Origin of the sequence: Leptolyngbya sp. AN02str, from assembly GCF_050565595.1 — a bacterium.
Taxonomy (GTDB): Bacteria; Cyanobacteriota; Cyanobacteriia; order Elainellales; family Elainellaceae; genus Kaiparowitsia.
The window spans coordinates 51,390-68,702 of sequence record NZ_JBNXVR010000009.1; the positions used below are offsets into that span (position 1 = coordinate 51,390).

14 protein-coding genes are annotated in these 17,313 nt (G+C 50.9%); 4 read left to right on the plus strand and 10 right to left on the minus strand.

The window, feature by feature from the left end; genetic code table 11:
* Positions 1-14: 14 nt before the first annotated feature.
* The 4 genes from ACQ4M4_RS09085 to ACQ4M4_RS09100 all read right to left on the minus strand — a co-directional run bounded on the left by ACQ4M4_RS09085 (position 15) and on the right by ACQ4M4_RS09100 (position 3,346).
* Positions 15-1,514: an ABC transporter ATP-binding protein gene (locus ACQ4M4_RS09085; RefSeq protein WP_430684172.1), complete on the minus strand. Its 1,500-nt coding sequence runs from the start codon at positions 1,512-1,514 to the stop codon at positions 15-17.
* A gap of 18 nt (positions 1,515-1,532) precedes the next feature.
* Positions 1,533-2,294 carry an ABC transporter permease gene (locus tag ACQ4M4_RS09090; protein WP_430684173.1) on the minus strand — a complete coding sequence of 254 codons (762 nt, stop codon included), beginning with the start codon at positions 2,292-2,294 and terminating at the stop codon, positions 1,533-1,535.
* 526 nt (positions 2,295-2,820) lie between these two features.
* Positions 2,821-3,072, minus strand: coding sequence for a hypothetical protein (locus tag ACQ4M4_RS09095; RefSeq protein WP_430684174.1), 252 nt, complete (start codon positions 3,070-3,072; stop codon positions 2,821-2,823).
* A gap of 97 nt (positions 3,073-3,169) precedes the next feature.
* A complete protein-coding gene (locus ACQ4M4_RS09100; RefSeq protein ID WP_430684175.1) occupies positions 3,170-3,346 on the minus strand; it encodes a hypothetical protein in 177 nt (58 codons plus the stop codon).
* Positions 3,347-3,384: 38 nt separating this feature from the next.
* On the opposite strand from ACQ4M4_RS09100, the gene hisG reads away from it, so the two are divergent.
* On the plus strand, positions 3,385-4,032 hold the full coding sequence (hisG, locus tag ACQ4M4_RS09105; protein ID WP_430684176.1) for an ATP phosphoribosyltransferase: 648 nt from the start codon (positions 3,385-3,387) through the stop codon (positions 4,030-4,032).
* A 225-nt stretch (positions 4,033-4,257) separates the two neighbouring features.
* Positions 4,258-4,710 carry an EVE domain-containing protein gene (locus ACQ4M4_RS09110; protein WP_430684177.1) on the plus strand — a complete coding sequence of 151 codons (453 nt, stop codon included), beginning with the start codon at positions 4,258-4,260 and terminating at the stop codon, positions 4,708-4,710.
* A gap of 80 nt (positions 4,711-4,790) precedes the next feature.
* Here the strand turns inward: ACQ4M4_RS09110 and ACQ4M4_RS09115 are convergent, their stop codons facing one another.
* Together ACQ4M4_RS09115 and ACQ4M4_RS09120 are read right to left on the minus strand one after the other, a co-directional pair.
* Positions 4,791-7,073 (minus strand): Tex family protein, encoded by a 2,283-nt coding sequence (locus tag ACQ4M4_RS09115; RefSeq protein WP_430684178.1) that lies wholly within the window; start codon positions 7,071-7,073, stop codon positions 4,791-4,793.
* 367 nt (positions 7,074-7,440) lie between these two features.
* Entirely contained in the window at positions 7,441-9,783 is a 2,343-nt protein-coding gene (locus ACQ4M4_RS09120; RefSeq protein ID WP_430684179.1) for a sensor histidine kinase, read from the minus strand.
* A gap of 488 nt (positions 9,784-10,271) precedes the next feature.
* Between ACQ4M4_RS09120 and queF the strand changes: the two genes are divergently transcribed.
* Complete coding sequence (queF, locus tag ACQ4M4_RS09125) at positions 10,272-10,937, plus strand: preQ(1) synthase (RefSeq protein ID WP_430684180.1); 666 nt, start codon at positions 10,272-10,274, stop codon at positions 10,935-10,937.
* A gap of 9 nt (positions 10,938-10,946) precedes the next feature.
* Here the strand turns inward: queF and ACQ4M4_RS09130 are convergent, their stop codons facing one another.
* Positions 10,947-11,120, minus strand: a complete 174-nt coding sequence (locus ACQ4M4_RS09130; RefSeq protein WP_430684181.1) for a hypothetical protein — start codon at positions 11,118-11,120, stop codon at positions 10,947-10,949.
* On the opposite strand from ACQ4M4_RS09130, the gene ACQ4M4_RS09135 reads away from it, so the two are divergent.
* Positions 11,119-11,676, plus strand: coding sequence for a hypothetical protein (locus tag ACQ4M4_RS09135; RefSeq protein WP_430684182.1), 558 nt, complete (start codon positions 11,119-11,121; stop codon positions 11,674-11,676). The two genes, ACQ4M4_RS09130 and ACQ4M4_RS09135, sit on opposite strands and share 2 nt — an antisense overlap.
* Before the next feature lie 717 nt (positions 11,677-12,393).
* On the opposite strand, the gene ACQ4M4_RS09140 is transcribed toward ACQ4M4_RS09135, so the two are convergent.
* From ACQ4M4_RS09140 to purD, 3 genes are all read right to left on the minus strand, one after another.
* A complete protein-coding gene (locus ACQ4M4_RS09140; protein ID WP_430684183.1) occupies positions 12,394-13,587 on the minus strand; it encodes a citrate synthase in 1,194 nt (397 codons plus the stop codon).
* 308 nt (positions 13,588-13,895) lie between these two features.
* Complete coding sequence (nblS, locus tag ACQ4M4_RS09145) at positions 13,896-15,800, minus strand: two-component system sensor histidine kinase NblS (protein ID WP_430684278.1); 1,905 nt, start codon at positions 15,798-15,800, stop codon at positions 13,896-13,898.
* 126 nt (positions 15,801-15,926) lie between these two features.
* Positions 15,927-17,210 carry a phosphoribosylamine--glycine ligase gene (gene purD, locus ACQ4M4_RS09150; RefSeq protein ID WP_430684184.1) on the minus strand — a complete coding sequence of 428 codons (1,284 nt, stop codon included), beginning with the start codon at positions 17,208-17,210 and terminating at the stop codon, positions 15,927-15,929.
* Positions 17,211-17,313 lie beyond the last annotated feature (103 nt).

Consider the following 17,313-nt stretch of genomic DNA (forward strand, 5'->3'; position numbering starts at 1 on the left):
TTATCATTCAGCCTTTAAGTTGAACTATGAAAGGCAATCAGGGTTTTGTTAATGCTGATAGTTGGTAATTTGGTTGCCGAAAAATCAATATAGCCATTCGTCTGCCTTTTCTTGATGGGGGCGATGCGAAACATAAGTGCGTCTGTAATGCGATGCAATTGCTCTCGTTTGTCTTTTAAATAGCCTGATGTTCCCGCATTGAGAAAAAAGACACCGGGGCTAAGAGCGGCTTGAAAGTGGAACGTCACGTTTAAGGTGGAGCCAGATTCAACGTACTCAAGGCCATCATCTGGCAAGGGATGGGTGACAATGCCACCTAGCTCAATGCCTGTAACCGATTTAATCATCATTCCACATCGAACTTTGTAGGCGGGTTGGGTAATGTTGACTTTGTAGGTATAGCGGTACAGGTGGCCTGAGGTTAAAATGTTGACCCGTTGGTTAGCCTGATTCAGAATTTTAATGTCGTAAATTTCGGCTCCGTTTTGCGTGTAGTAAACGGTACTTTTGGGCTGTAGATTCGGGTCAAAATCATCATCAATTCCCGGAAATTGGGCTTCGGCAGAACAAAGGAGTTGCCCTTGGCCTTGAGCAGTAGGTTTTGCTGTAGAAATGACAGACATACTGCCGCTTTTCGACGGTATGTCTTGACTGACAGATGAATCGCTATCGCTGTCGAATGCTTCGGGGCTTTGATCCAGTCGTCGAATTTCATCTCGAACGGTTTGCAATCTATCGGTTGGAGCGTAAATGAGCTTTTGATATTTGCTGACGGCAATTTTGGGTGTGGCGGTTAACAACCGCTCTCCTTTGTCGAGGAGGATGGCGCGATCGCACAACTCAACGATGCGGCTTGCTGAATGCGACACAAACAAAATGGTGCTGCCCTGTTTGCGAATTTCATCGAGACGGGAATAACACTTGCGTTGAAAGGCTTCATCCCCAACTGATAACGCCTCATCCACAATGAGAATATCCGGATCAACATTGATGGCAACAGCAAAGGCCAACCGCGCGTACATCCCGCTTGAATAGGACTTTACCGGCTGCTCAATAAAATCACCAATGTCTGCAAAGGCTGCAATTGTGTCGAACCGACGCTCAATTTCGCTGCGAGATAAGCCAAGAATGCTGGCATTCATAAAGACATTATCTCGACCAGTAAACTCGGGGTTAAACCCAGACCCCAGTTCCAATAAAGCCGCAATACGCCCGTTGACGGTGACTTGCCCATGAGTTGGCTGCAACGTTCCACAAATCAGTTGAAGAAGCGTAGATTTGCCTGCTCCATTGCGCCCTAATATGCCAACTGTTTCACCCCGATAGACTTCTAAATCGATCGAGCGAACTGCCCAAAATTCTCGGTAGTACTGTTTGCGATCGCCCACAACAAGCTGCTTGAGCCGATCGGATGGTTGATTGTAAATTGCAAACGCTTTACTAACCCCCTGCAAGCGAATGGCCACCTCAGGAGTTGAAGAGTCTAACGGCATAGGTGATGGCTGCTCGGTCATCGTTCTACTCTTTCGTTACTACAACACATCAGCAAAAGCAGGACGCAATTTACGATAAATCCACAACCCTCCTACAAAGATTACCAGCGAAATGCCAGAGGCAAACAGCCACTCTCTCCAGTGCTGAATTTCGCCTATGAGGATGATATCTCGATATAGCTCGGCGACTGCTGCCATCGGGTTGAACCATAACACCAACTTTTGAATTGGCTGTGGAATCAATGACGCGGGGTAAATGATTGGTGTTGCATAGAACCAAATGTTGAGAACAATCCCAATCGCCTGAGGAATATCCCTTAAAAAAACCGAAAGTGCTGCAGCTGCATAGGTTAAGCCTGCCGTCAATAGCAACTGCGGTATCCAAGCTAAAGGCAGCAGCAGCAGTGTTAGATGAATTTTTTGGGTTAGGACAGCCACAAAAGCAATGAGAATGGCCAATCCAAATGTACTTTCAACAAAGGCTGAGAGAACAGGCACGGCTGGCAACAACATGAGCGGAAACACAACCTTGGTTACCAAATTCTTTTGCCGGATTACAGCAGTGGCACCCTGGATGAATGCGCCCGTCACGGCAGTCCAGGGGAGTAATCCCGCAAACAGCCATAAACCAAAGGTTAAGTTTTGGTTTTGGCTGGGTAGACCTTGGGCGCTAAGCCGAACCTGAAGAACCACCGAAAATACGTAGGTGAAAATCAGCAGTTGAGACAGCTGGCGCACAATAGGCCACAGGCTACCTAACGCTGTACCTGTGTAATGAGAGCGCAGATCTCGCTGAACCAACCCCTTGAGCAGATTTAGGTTTCCCCACTGCTGTTCGGTTAAAGGAACGGCGTTTTGTATCTCGGCTATGCTTTGTGAGAACCTGCGCCTAAGTTCTAGCAACGTCAGCACCTAAATAACGGATCTCAGAACTGTTGATGGTGTTATCCAACTTAACATTCTGGGTGTGTTCGTCAGATAGTATACACTGCGATTCAACAAGGCGGCCTTTGCCAAGGCGATCGGAATTTGAGCTTCGTTAAAGCTGCGCTTTATCCAGGAATTCAGGGGCTTTGCTTGTGAGGCTTTATCGGTCTGAACCCTGTTGCATAACGATAAACCAAGTGTCTGAACGGCGAAAACTGTAAGATTCGGTTGCGTCCACGGTTCCGGCGATTTGGAGTTAGGGCGATTTGACTGAACGTCAGTTTTGGTTAAGAGCTTTTCTGAGGGTTGCGCGTCGCGCAACCCTCAGAAAAGCTCTTTTTTGTGTGCGTGTCGCGCATGCCAAAATGGGCCCTTCAGCTTATCCAAAACTCAGGTTGAGTTAGGGCGATTTGAGTTCGTCTACCCAACAGGCGACGAGGCATCGCTGCTTTTGATCGCGCGTTTGGCCTTGCCAGCAGCGTGTTAGACAGCGTTGTTCGCTGCGGGGTTGGTGCAGAGTGGATTCTGGGTTATGGTCGGTGGTGTTTTTTGGCAAATGATTTGGGCATTGATGAGGGTTTTCGGTGGGCGGGTCGGCGCTGCTGTAGGCTTCTGAGCTAGGGTTTTGAGAAAGATAGATGCGATTGCCCATGGCGTGAGGAATGAACGAAAGTGACGTTTCACATGATTGGTAGCTAGTTTTACGGTAGATGACTGCTTGGCTCAAAGCTTCGTTCAAGCGCGTGATCTCATCGGGTGAGCATTTCACAGGTAATGTTGCCCTGAATTGGCAAGAATGGGGTGAAGGGCGATCGCCCGAATGGTTGAGCTTGGTTTGGGATGGTTTCAAAGAAGGGACCATCGCTTGATAAGATGACCAGGGAGGATGCGATCGCACCTAACACTGGTTCTCGCAAGTCTTTCAAGGTTTATTTCATTTCAAAATTGGTAGCGAAGCGAGCGCATGATTACTGTGGCACTGCCGAAGGGCGGCTTGTTGAAAGACAGCATTCGCATGCTGAAAGCCGTTGGGCTGGACTTTAGCGCATTTTTGGACGAATCGAATCGGCAGCTAGAAATTTGGGATGCCAGCCACCAGGCCAAAGCCTTGTTGGTGCGCAACTACGATGTGCCCGTGTATGTGGAGTACGGTCAAGCTCAGCTTGGCGTCGTTGGGTATGACGTGTTTCGAGAAAAGCAGCCGCGAGTGGCGCATCTCATTGATTTGGGTTTTGGGCACTGTCGCATGTCGATTGCGGTTAAGGCTGACAGCCCTTATCGTTCGGCACGGCAACTGCCACCCCACTGCCGCATCGCGTCAAAGTTTGTGCGCTGTGCTCATGACTATTTTCAAAGCATTGATCTGCCGGTGGAGATTGTGCCGCTGTATGGCTCGGTAGAACTGGGGCCGATAACGGGCATGTCGGAGGCGATTGTGGACTTGGTGGCTACTGGCCGCACGCTGCAAGAGAATAATTTGGTCGAGATTGAAACGCTGTTTGACAGTACGGCGCGGCTGATTGGCCATCCCCTGAGCTATCGGTTAAATGAAGGGAATATGCAGTCGGTGATTGAGTCGATTCGGCAGCAGGTGAGCCAGCCAGTTGCCTAAGCTGGCCTGAAAGATTTGCCAAAAGCTGATTAATCAGCTTGATTTTTCTGTAAGACATAGGAAAATCAGATTTTAGTGCTGGGCTGGGGCGATCGCCCACAACCCTGACAGAACTGACGCAGTTGAATGATGGTTGGGGTTTAGCGCTCCAACCATCATTCAACCCCCTGATTTTTCGGATGACGTGCGTCAGTCCTAACTAAGTAGAGTAAAACAGGTCTGAAGATGAAGTACTGGCTGATGAAGTCGGAACCGGATGTGTACGGCATTGATGATTTGCAGCGCGATGGCGAAACGCTGTGGGATGGCGTACGCAATTACCAGGCGCGCAATTTTTTAACATCAATGGAACCGGGCGATCGCGCCTTCTTCTATCACTCCAATACGTCGCCACCGGGCATTGTCGGCATGATGGAGGTGGCAAAACCTCGCGTGGTCGATCCAACCCAGTTCGATGCGAAGAGCAAGTACTACGACCCCAAATCACCTGAAGAAAAGCCCCGCTGGCATACCGTGACGGTGTCATTTGTGGAGAAATATCCCACAGTGGTGACGCTAGAGGCGTTGCGGCAGGCATTTACCCCTGATGAGCTGCTGCTGGTGCGCCAGGGCAATCGCCTGTCGGTCATGCCGATTGATGAAGCTGTTGCCCAAAAAATTATCGAGATGTCGCAATAGCGATGTGCCTGCAAACTTACCCTTGGCTTGCAGGCGGGTTGTCAATCTGCTGCCAGATGAAGGCAACCAGATGAAGGCAGCTAGCGCTTGCCACGATTGAATTTGGCTTTTAGGTCTTCGAGGCTGGGTACCGGTTTGCTGGACTGAGATTGGGTGCGATCGCCAAGTTTTGCAGCCGATTTGGTCGCCTTTGGGGCTGGCTTTTCTGTCGTTTCCGATCGCATGGATAGGCTAATGCGTTTCAGAGCCTCGTTCACCTCTAGCACACGCACTGTGACGATTTGTCCAACTTTCACAATCTCCTTGGGGTCTTTGACAAAGCGATCGGCCAGTTGCGACACATGCACCAAGCCGTCTTGATGCACGCCAATATCCACAAATGCCCCAAAGTTTGCGACGTTTGTAATCACGCCTTCCAACGTCATGCCAACTTTTAGATCTCGGACTTCCTGAATATCGTCGCGGAAGGTGGCATAGGCAAACTGAGCGCGGGGATCGCGTCCGGGCTTTTCCAACTCAGCCAGAATGTCGCGAAGCGTAGGTTCACCAATGGTATCGGTGACGTAGCGCTTTAGGTCTAACGCTTTGAGGCGATCGCTCACCTGGGTCACTTGGTTGAGGGGTACTTGCAAATCCTTGGCGATCGCTTCCACTACCTTGTAGCTTTCGGGGTGCACTGCCGTGTTATCCAACGGATTTTTGCCCTCTCGAATGCGCAAGAATCCTGCTGCTTGCTCAAAGGCTTTGGGGCCAAGCTTGGCAACTTTCAGGAGTTCACGGCGATCGCGAAACACTCCATTTTGGTTGCGGTACTGCACAATATTGTTGGCCACGCTAGCCGAAATGCCCGACACGTAGCTCAGCAGTTCTTTCGAGGCCGTGTTCAGGTCTACGCCCACGTAGTTCACACAGCTTTCCACCGTTTCATCTAGCTTTTTCTTCAGCAGCTTTTGATCGACATCGTGCTGATACTGGCCAACGCCAATGGATTTGGGGTCAATCTTCACCAGCTCGGCTAGGGGATCTTGCAGGCGACGCCCAATGCTAATGGCACCCCGCACGGTGATATCCAACTCAGGAAATTCGGCGATCGCCACCTCACTGGCCGAGTAGATGGATGCTCCCGATTCATTCACCATCACCTTTACAGGCTTAGTGTCGAATGATTGCAGCACCTCAGCTACAAAGGCGTCGGTTTCCCGGCTGGCGGTACCGTTGCCAATGGCAATCAAGTTGATCTCGTATTTCCGAATCAGGTTTGCCAGGGTTTGCCCAGCCTTCTCTCGCTGACCCGCGCCCGTATGGGGAAAGATGGCTTGATATTCCAAAAACTTGCCCGTTTGATCAATCACGGCAACCTTGCAACCGGTTCGGAATCCAGGATCGAGTGCCAGGGTGGGCTTCATCCCCGCAGGCGGCGACAGCAGCAGTTCCCGCAAGTTGGCCTCAAACGTAGTGATGGATTCGGTATCGGCCCACAGCTTTTTCTCGGCTATGACCTCCCCTGTGAGGGAAGTCCGCATTAGTCGGTTGAAGGCATCGCGCAGCATCACTTGGTAAAAAGCCCGTACAGGCTTGGCTCTAGCGCGCAACACTTCACCTTCCAGGTAGGACTGCACCTCGGCTTCATCAAAGGTCAAATCTACCGACAGAATGCCTTCCTTCTCGCCTCGCAGTAAGGCCAGCAGGTTGTGAGGCTGAATGCTGCTCAACCGGGCGCTGTACTGGCGATACATTTCGTACTTGGTGGTGCCTTCGGGGAAGTCGGCCTTGATGCTGGAGTTCAAGCTGCCTGCTTGCAAAAAGAACTGCCGCAGGTGCGATCGCAACTCTGCCCGATCAGCCACGGCCTCTGCCAAAATATCCGATGCGCCCTGTAGGGCATCCTGTACCGACTTCACGCCTTTTTCTTCATCTACAAATTTGGCGGCCTCCACGTTCAAATCCGCTTGTGGCGCGTTCGGTTGATTCAACGATTTAATCCATTGAGCCAGAGGTTCTAGCCCTCGCTCGCGGGCAATGGTGGCACGGGTGCGACGTTTAGGACGGTAGGGCAGATACAGGTCTTCTAGTTCAGTTTTCAGTAGTGTTTGTTCGATCTGGCGCTGCAACTCGTCGGTCAGTTTACCATGCTCGGCGATCGCCTTCAAAACCGTTTGCTTGCGTTCTTCTAGCTCCGTTAGGTAAGTGTAGCGATCGCTCAGGTCTCGCAGTTGAGTTTCGTTGAGTTCGCCCGTGCGCTCTTTTCGGTACCGCGCAATAAACGGTACCGTAGCCCCCTCAGCAAACAGCTCCAGCGCATTCGCCACCTGAAATGGTTTGAGCGACAGTTCTTGGGCCAGCAACGTGGAAATATCGATCATAGGGAGTCGGAGTCATACAGCCAGTGCATTACTCACTATAGCGACCTCTATTGGGATAAAAACCGATATCAGAACCTCATATGAATTTCTGGAGATCCAGCCAGGCTCAACGTGCCCAAACTCACAAGTAAGGAGCCTCACCTGCTTCTTCCCTATCGAAGCGGTTGGAATGATAAGTAGGCCGCCATGATTCAACATAAAATCCCAAAACTCCGTGCTGCCTGCTGTGCGGGCAGCACGGAGTTTTGGAGTTTGGATTTTAATAGTGTCGAGGTACTTAACGTCAGTTTCGGTTAAGGGCTTTTCAGCTTATCCAAAACTCAGGTTACTTAGATAAGCCCTCAGTGAGTTTGCCAAGCTTCGACCGTTAGCCTAATTCGCTCAATGCACCGATGCGAGCCGTTGGGGGATGAGTTGTCTTAGCCGACTGCGAAAGTGGAATCTCAATCACAAACTCAGTGCCCTGCCCCGGAGTGGAATGGCAGTAGAGCTTGCCACGGTGTTTGTCGGTCACAATCTGATAACTGATCGACAGTCCTAGACCCGTCCCTTTACCGATGGGCTTGGTGGTAAAGAAGGGATCAAACAGCTTATTGCAAACTTCCTCTGGCATACCAGGGCCGTTGTCGGCAATGCGAATGGCCACCCAACTGTCATGGCTGAGCGTGGTCGATAAGTGCAGCTTGCCAGGGTTGGCTTCTCTCTCCTCAGGCGAACGAGATTTATTTTGTTCTTCTAGAGCGTCGATCGCATTGGACAACACATTCATAAACACCTGATTGAGCTGCCCAGGGTAGCACTCCACTAAAGGCAGCTCACTGTAGTCTTTCGTCACAATAATTTCGGGATGATCAATTGTTTTCTTCAGCCGATTGTGCAAAATCATGAGGGTGCTGTCTAACCCTTCATGCACATCTACGGTTTTGAATTCTGCTTCATCCAGTCGAGAAAAATTACGAAGCGACTTCACAATTTCTCGAATACGCTCGGCTCCTACCTTCATCGACTGCAAAATATTTGGAAAGTCTTCTTTGAGAAAGTCGAGTTCGCTTGATTCAATCGCCGCTTGAATGTCGGTAGCGGGCCGGGGGTAATGTTGCTGGTACAGTTCAACCAGGCTGAGTAGGGTACGAGCATAGTCTTCGGTGTGAACCAAATTGCCATGGATAAAGTTCACCGGGTTGTTGATTTCATGCGCAACTCCCGCAACCAGTTGCCCCAAGCTAGACATTTTTTCGGTTTGAATGAGCTGAGACTGGGTGCGACGCAGTTCAACTAAAGTTTGCGATAACTCGGCGGTGCGAGCCTCGACCCGATCTTCGAGTTCGGCATTGGTTTGCTCTAGCTCTTTAAACGAGTCCTGCAACTGTTTGGCCATGTCATTAAATGAGTGGCCTACAGCGTCTAACTCATTGATGCCGGTTTGCTCAAATTTTTGTTCGATTTGGGCAGCAGCGTTGGCAGAGCGTGCAGTCTGGGCAATCGTTTCTGAGAGATGCTTCAATCGCAGGATGGGTTGAGTAATCCACCGCGAGGTTTGAATGCCAAGGGCCGTGGCGACTGCTAGTGCCGCGATGCACAGCAAAATTGTGGTGCGTGTGTTCTCATCAATTTGTGCCATGAAGTCGGATTCTGGCACGCTAACGACAACCAACCAGTCCAGGCCAAAGCCGTCGCGCCAGGGAGTGACCTGCACAAACTTTCGCTCGTTGTTCAGGGTGACTACGAGTTCTCGATTACTGGTGATGGCCTCGAAGCTACTGTATTTGTTTTTCACTTCTTGAGCGATAGCCCGAATTAAGGGATCGGGACTTTCCAAGGCGTTGAGCCGCGTTATTCCATTGTCTGTCTCGCCTAAAATGGGCTGCTTGCTAGAACTGCCAACCAGCAATCCACTGCGCTCCATGACAAAAATCTGGCCATTGGGACTGACCTGAAGGCTGCTCAAAAAATTGCTGATATCGCTCAACAGCATGTCGACAAATAGTAGTCCCAACAGGTCTCCATTGTCGCTATAGATCGGAAACCGAGCGGGCACAGCCACATAATGATTCAGCCCAATATTTAAGCCTGCTGCCTCCGACTTTAAGGCTTCGCCAGCGGCGCTAATTTGCACTGTGTTTTCAAAGGTGTAAATTTTGCCCCAACCGGGTCTACCCGACTTAATCACCGCTGCATTCCAAGGATCGTTTAAGGGATCGGCTGGATAGCTTTGTATTAGGTTGATGCGGTTGCCTTGGCTATCGGCGAGGTAGTCGTAGGCTAGCCCATCGCCCGCCAGGTTTTCGAATACGAGTAGTTGCTGGCCGTCAATCCATCGGCCGGCCCCGGATTCTCGACCGTCGGGCATGGCAGCTCCAATGTAGCTGATGTTGGTAAAGGCGCGCGCTTGGCTCCAAAAGTACTGCTCGCTGGCTTTGGGGTCTAGCAGGTTGAGTCGATTGCTGGCGATCGCATCGGCATTGATTTGGTTGAGCTGTTGCGGTAGAGCTAGATATGTATCCAAGTGCCCATCTACCTGTTGCCCTGCCTTATCCATGAGTTGACTGGCGAGGTCATTTACAGCTTTTTGCCCGTTCTTAAATGACCAATAGCCGACCAAGCCGACGACACCGAACATTTGTAGCAAAAAGGGCACCACAAGAATGAGGCGGAGTGGAATTTGGTGCTTGACCTTTAGCATCGGGTCAACGTTACTTTTTGACAGCATGGTGATGTGGAGATAGGCGGAACTTTGAGTGGTTGGTCGCTATCTTCAACGTTGGCAGAGAACCTGGAGACCGAATTGTAAGCGAAACCGAGAAACTGCCAGACAGAGAACAACTTGAACTTAATATTCCCAGTCAGAACTAGTTTCTTAACATAAGTAAAAGGAGATGGATACATTCTTTCTTGATGAGAATATATTGTGCTGTCTGGCTGAAATGCTTGAAAAGTCTGCTGTTTTAGAGATCCTTGACTACGATGAATGTCAACGTTGCTTATTCGGTATTTTCTCAATCGCGGGTCGAAAAACTGAGGATTAAAGATTTGTTTTTTTGGCTTTTTAACCCTTTAGATGTTGATAAAAACTGATTGAATAAACGATGTCGATGGGAAATTTACGCTGTTTAGTTTAGGAGGTAAATTTTTTTATTCGTGTATGTACGGAATGGGGTTGGCAGTTTCTCTTATCCGCAATTTCTACTTTCCTAAACTGTGGACATAAAACTCAATCGAGGTGCGATCGCCCATTGCCCTATCTGGGTAACACCCCAATATGCCACCATTATAAAGAGAGGAGATGACGCTGGCGGACAAGGAAAACGCTCGGTCTGGTCTTGCAGTTTGGTTGTGTCGGAGCGAGCTACCTTGCGTTGTTCAGCTTTGTCTTGGGATGTATTGCACTTTTTGTTGTCATCTTTCATGTCTTATACCGAAACGCTGAGCCAGCTTGGACAGGCGATCGCTCTGCCCACTTCACCCGAAGCTGCCATTTTAGAAACCTTTCCCAATCCGCACCTGGGCATGCTGTATTTGGTGCGATTTGCAGTGCCAGAATTTACCTCGCTCTGTCCGATGACCGCGCAGCCTGACTTTGCTCATTTGGTGATTGACTACGTGCCCAACGATCGCCTGGTAGAGAGCAAATCGCTCAAGCTGTTTCTTGGTAGCTTTCGAAACCACGGTGCGTTTCACGAAGACTGTACTTTGAGTATTGCCAAGCGCTTAATCGATGCGATGAATCCGCATTGGCTCCGCATTGGGGGCTATTGGTATCCACGGGGTGGCATTCCAATTGATGTGTTCTATCAAACGGGTGTACCGCCTGAGGGAGTATGGATTCCGGATCAGGGGGTTACGTCCTATCGGGGTAGGGGCTAAGAGTGCCTGCTAGTTGATGCGACCTCGTGGTGGAAAGTCATGGGGCGATCGCACATGAGGTTCCGCATTGAGCAGCATAGGGAACCTGAAGCGTGGTGCCCTAGTAAGCGTGATTGTGGCAAACCGAACGGTCGCCAGGAATAACGGTCGCCAGGAATAACGGTCGCCAGGAATAGTAGACATGACCAACCGCCGCGATATTCGAGCCTTGAAACGCTATCACCAACTGGCTCAACTGGTGAGCCTGATGATTGCGCTGGCGGGTCTATTGGCGATCGCAATATTTCTAGCTCCCAATCGGGTTGGCATGGCTACCCACGTGCCAGGCACGTATCAGGAGCGATTGCCCTGGTTACTAATTGGGTTTGGATTTTGTGCCTTTGGGGCGGGGTGTGGGTACGGGCTCAACAGGTGGCAGCAACGGCTTCTGTGGATTGTTGAACAAATCACCCCCTCTCCAATGCGGCTTCGGCTTGAAGTTGTCTCCGATTCTGATGGCACAAGCTATTACGCACTCCTGAGATACCCCCACGAGGCGGCTTGCACTTGGAAGGTCTCTCTATATCCGCCTAGCTGGCATGTGAAAGGATTGGCGTTGCAAATGACAGAACTGACAGCGCAGGTCTATTTTGATCCAGCCAATCAAACGCCAGTTGCGATTCAAACGCAGGAGGGCATGCTCTGGCGGTTTGGCAGTCGCCTGTCGGCTCAGCGTATCCAGAACGAACGTTCAACTTGAATGTCATTTATACAGGCAGTGAGCGCGTCAGGTGACTGGGTGCTTTGGTCGCTGGGGTGTGCCTGATTGACCTCTGGGCTTTTGTTGAGAACTGACGAAAAGATCGACTTTTGGAGAATTGGGTTATCCGCAGTGATGGCGGCGAGATGGGGGGCGATCGCAGCGATACTGTCCCTTGAACGCTCTGTCACGTTATGAGATACCCCTGCTTGCACCCTGATGGCTCTAGTGGTGAGTTATTGGGGCTTTTAAGCTTTAGTACGCTTCAGACGACCCAACTTGCTTCTTGCCCATCTAAGACTGGGCTGGGCTGGCTGTTGGTGTTAGTTTGCCATCTCCAGCATTGGCTCGATGGCTCAAACCTAGGGTCGAGTTAGTAAGGATGGACTCATCGATAACCTTCTTGCACGAATGGCTTGTTGGAAGCATGAATCGTTGCAGAGCCGCATAACCATTCATGCAGGCGGTCTAATACCTTGGCCTAAACATAATAAAAACCCCCAAACTCAAAGAGTTCGAGGGCTGGAGTTCCTGAAAATCGTCACTTTACAAAATAATGGCAATCATGTCCTAAAACCACAAGGGGGGTAAGACCCATCACCGGGGGTTCGCTAACGCAAATTCAACGGTTCTATAGGATGGATGAGCCATATCCGTAGTCGCTTCTGAGGGCGATCGCTCGACTGCGATCCCGGCAAAAATCGACCAGGATGAATCTTAAGGTGCCACCAAGTCAGCGTACAGCTGAATATCTTGAGACGAGCGCCGCTTATCAATGGCCACGTAGGGCACATTGTGTGTTCCTGTAAAAATTTGAGTAGGACGGAAGATGCGGTTCTCTTCTAGCTGCTCCTTCCAGTGGGCAAGCCAACCCGCCACCCGGGCGATCGCAAACACTGGCGTGTACAAATCTGTGGGAATGCCCAACTTGCGATACACCAACCCAGAGTAGAAGTCCACATTGGGATAAATTCCCTTGTGAGCCAGCCGCTCAGCGACGGCCTTCTCTAGCGCAACCGCAATGTCATAGTACTGATCCTGCTCAGCGTGCCCTGACTTATCAAATAGCTCCTGCGCCATTTGCTGCAAGATAGTCGCTCTGGGATCTTTCACTTTATAGACTCGGTGGCCAAAGCCCATAATCTTGGATTTACGCTCAATGCAGCGCTCCACGTAGGGCACCACATTCTCTACAGAACCAATTTCTTCGAGCATGAGGATCACCTCCTCGCTCGCGCCACCGTGAAGCGGCCCCGCTAATGTGCCCACAGCGGATGCAATCACGGCATAAGGATCAGTCAGGGTAGAAGCCGTCACCATCGCCGAAAAGGTTGATGCGTTAATCGTGTGCTCAGCGTGCAGAATCAAGCAAGCATCAAAAATTCGAGCTGCGATCGGGTCAGGTTCCTGCTCTGTCAACATGTACAGGAAGTTTGCTGAGTAATCTAAATCATCCCGAGGCTGAATGGGGTCATTCCCCTTACGCATCAGTTGAAAGGCCGCCACCATCGTGGGAATTTTAGCCAAGAGACGAACCACAGCTGCTCGAATATAGGCGGGGTCATCCAAAGCACGACGCGAATAGAACAATCCCAGTGCTGCTGCACAAGCCTGTAAGGCATCCATGGGATGACCGCTCTCGGGAAAGCACTTCATCATGTCCCGGATACGATACTTCAGTCGCCGGTGAAATTGGATTTCGTGCTTGAATTCAGCTAGCTCATCGCTGGTCGGCAGTACACCCCAAATTAAGAGATAGGCAGTTTCAATAAACGAACTATGCTTCGCTAACTCTTCGATGTTAATGCCGCGATATTCCAGAATTCCGTTTTGTCCGTCGACATAGCTAATGCTGGACTGCGTAGCGGGAACTCCTTCTAACCCCGGTCTATATTCACAAGCAATGGTCATAGTTTCACCGTGCGCCCGGACTAGTAGTGTCATTGGCTTCTTATCTTGCCATCAGAGCTTTTTCTCTAATTCACGGATTAGTGCTGGAGCTTTGACAGTGTATAAGAAGCCTAGATTCATCATTCTAAGGCCCAGCACATCAAACTTTTGTCAGTTCTACAGCAGTCTTAGAATTTTGTTGAGGCACGGCTTCGTTGGGACAGAAGCTGGAGCAAAGATTTAGAAGGAGGTCTACCACTTTTATTGATCGGGAATGAAACGCAGCAACGGGTGTTTGGGCTCGCAAATTGCTGCTTGACAGCTCGTGATCAAGAGGGAATGGAGGCGGTGTCTACTGTGGTATCTGCGGGAGTGGGAAGGGGCTTTACGATGGGCACTTCGGAGTGATACAGGGGCAAATCAAACCAAAAAGTTGTTCCCACTCCAACTTCGCTCACAAGATTGACGCTGCTTTGGTGCTTTTCGATAATGTTGCGCACGATAGACAGCCCCAATCCGGTTCCTTCTAATGTGTGTACCCGATTTTCGACGCGAAAAAATCGCTCGAACACTGCAATTTGGTCTTCGCAGTCAATGCCAATGCCGGTGTCGGCTACCTCAACCCGAACATGGGTAGGAACCCCATGCGCGGAGGCAGGAGTGAGGAGATAGGCGAAAATGGCAACTTTGCCCCCGGCTTGAGTGAACTTGAGTGCATTTCCCAGCAAGTTGTTAAACACTTGCAGAAGCAGGTCGTAGTTCCCCAAGACGGCTGGCAAATCGGCATCTACATTTTGAATTAGCTCGATTTCTTTGTCTTTGGCGTTGAGCTGGTGGGTGCGTAGGGTTTGCTCAACGGTTTGTAGTAGGTCAACCGCATCAAAGTGATAGCGCTTGCCGGACTCCAACCGCGATAGATCCAACACATCATTGACGAGGCGGGTCAGGCGATCGGTTTCTCGGTTGGCTGTTTCCAAAAATTCGTGCTGTTCTTCTTCGGTCAAGCTATCGCCGTATTCATGCAACGTTTCGATAAAGGACTTGATATTAAACAGCGGCGTTCTTAACTCGTGAGAGACGTTGCTAATGAACTGGCTCTTGGCCTCGTTCAGTTCTGTTTCGCGAGTAATGTCTTGAACGGTGATGGCGATGCCTTTGACGTTTTCCCGAGATTGGTCAAGCACGGTGGTGAGCCAGAGGCGGAGGGTGCGATTGGTGGAGCCGGGAACGGTCACGCAAAATTCGATTGGGTCGCGATCGCGCTCTGCCTGGGGTACAGCTTTTGTGATGTCGTGCAACGGTTGGGACAGCGCGGCTTGAACAGGCGGTGGCAGCAGTTCTAAAACATCTTGACCCAGCACATCATCATGGCTTTCCCAGCCAAATACCTGACGAGCGGTTGGATTGGCCAATACCACATGAATATTGCTATCGAGCAGAACCGCACCGTCGGCAATGGTGGAAACCAGGGTTTCAAGCTTGGCTTTTTCGGCGGTGAGCTCTTCAATATTTTGCTCTTCGTAGCTTTCGAGCCGTTCGGCCATCTCGTTAAAGTTGAGAATTAGCTCGCCTAGTTCCCCCCCCAACGGTAGGTCGATGCGCTGCTGAAAATTGCCTGCTGCAATGTTTTTAACCCCAAACAACAGCTCTTTGATGGGTTTGGTAATGGTGAGGGCGTTGAACACAGCACCCAAGATGACCATGACCCAGATGGAGACAAAAACGGCGATCGTGACATCGCGAGTGAGGTGCGATGAGGTCACGACGGTGGGATTGGGATTGGTGCCGATCGCCAGCACCCCCATGTACTTGCCGTTATAGTTCAGCGGCACAAATACATCGGTGACCTCGCCATCGGGTGTAAGATGTTGCCTCACCATGGGGAGGTCGGAATTGGCGACAAAGTTCTCAGGCAGCTGCATGCGCCGCCGAATGGTGAGAGAACTCTGGACCTCGGATTGGGAAAAAGGGATGCCAAAGTAGATTTGGCCATCGGTATCGGCAAACAGCATGTAGCGAATGCTGGATGTGCTGGTATAAAACCGACTAGAAAATTGTGCCAGTTCGGTGAGGTTGTTTTCGCCCACCATTGGGGCAACGTTGGCTGCTAGTAGTAAACCCAAGTCGCGACCAAAGCGGGTGTCGTTGAGGCGAGCATCTTGCTGAATGGAGTTGACTGCCCAAAAGGTGAGCCCACTCATGAGCAGGGAGACCACTAGGGTCGCCACTGCCATAAGTTTGGTTTGCAGCGTAAACTCGGACCACCAACGCTGAAAAATTGCTTGAAGTTGCTTTAAGAACGTCAGCAAAACAACCGACCCTAATGTTGAGGTGAGTGAGAATACATGGTTCCCCTATTGTTACACGTTATTTTGACGCAGGACCCGGTGGCCAATGTCGCGGCGGCAGTAGGCACCTTCAAACTGGATGCAGTCTACGGCTGCGTAGGCATTGGCGATCGCCACTTCAAAGGTTTCCCCCGTTCCCGTAACGCCCAAAACCCGGCCACCATCTGTCATGAGCGTGCCTCCTTTGAGACGAGTTCCGGCATGAAATACCACGGCTCCTTTGGCTTCGGCTGCATCAATGCCGGTGATGGTCTGACCTTTGGTGTGGCTGCCGGGGTAGCCTTCGGCTGCCAAAACTACGCAGGCGGCAGCTTCGGGCTTCCATTCCAGCGGTAGATCGACCAGGGTTCGCTGGGCACAAGCCAGCATGACCTGTTCTAGCGGTGTCTCCAGCAGCGGTAAAACCACCTGGGTCTCGGGGTCGCCAAACCGACAATTGAACTCCACTACCTTGGGATCACCGTTGGGGGTAATCATCAAACCGGCATAGAGAACGCCGCGATAGTCTATCCCACGCGCTTTCAGGGTGGCGATCGCAGGTTCCAAGACTTCTTGCTGAATCCGCGCCATGAGCGCCTCATTCACAATCGGTGTTGGGGCGTAGGCTCCCATGCCGCCCGTGTTGGCTCCGGTGTCGCCTTCTCCAATTTGTTTGTGATCTTGAGCTGGAACCAAGGGCTTGATGGTCATCCCATCGGTGACTGCCAGAACCGAGACTTCTTGCCCCTGCATAAATTCTTCGATCACCACGCGGCTTCCTGCTGCGCCAAACTGGCCTCCAAAGACTGCTTCGATCGCCGCGATCGCTTCTGCAACCGTTTGGGCAACTGTTACCCCCTTCCCTGCGGCCAAACCATCGGCCTTGACCACGATAGGAGCCCCCTGAGCCTGCACATAGGCGATCGCCCCTGCTGCTTCGGTAAATACAGCCGATGCCGCCGTGGGAATACCTGCTTCCTGCATCAGGGCTTTGGCCCAGGCTTTACTCGCTTCAATTTGCGCTCCGGCCTTGGTGGGGCCAAAAACCTTGATCCCTTGTTCTTGAAGATAGTCGGTGATGCCATCGGCCAAGGGTGCCTCGGGTCCAATCACGACCAAACTAAAGTTATTGACCAGGGCAAATCGAGAAATGCCTTCAAAATCGTTAACCGACAGTGCCAAATTGCGACAGCGCGGTAGAGTTGCCGTACCTCCGTTTCCTGGAACGCAGGCTACTTCCTGTACCTGGGGTGATTGCAGCAGCTTCCAGGCTAGAGCGTGCTCCCGACCTCCGTTTCCAACAACTAAAACCTTCACACCAGCTCCTCTGTACGGCTTCATCAGACAAAAAGCACCCTATTATGTCACCTCGAATACCAGGTTGATTAAACTTCAGAGGATTTTTATGGATGCATGGGTT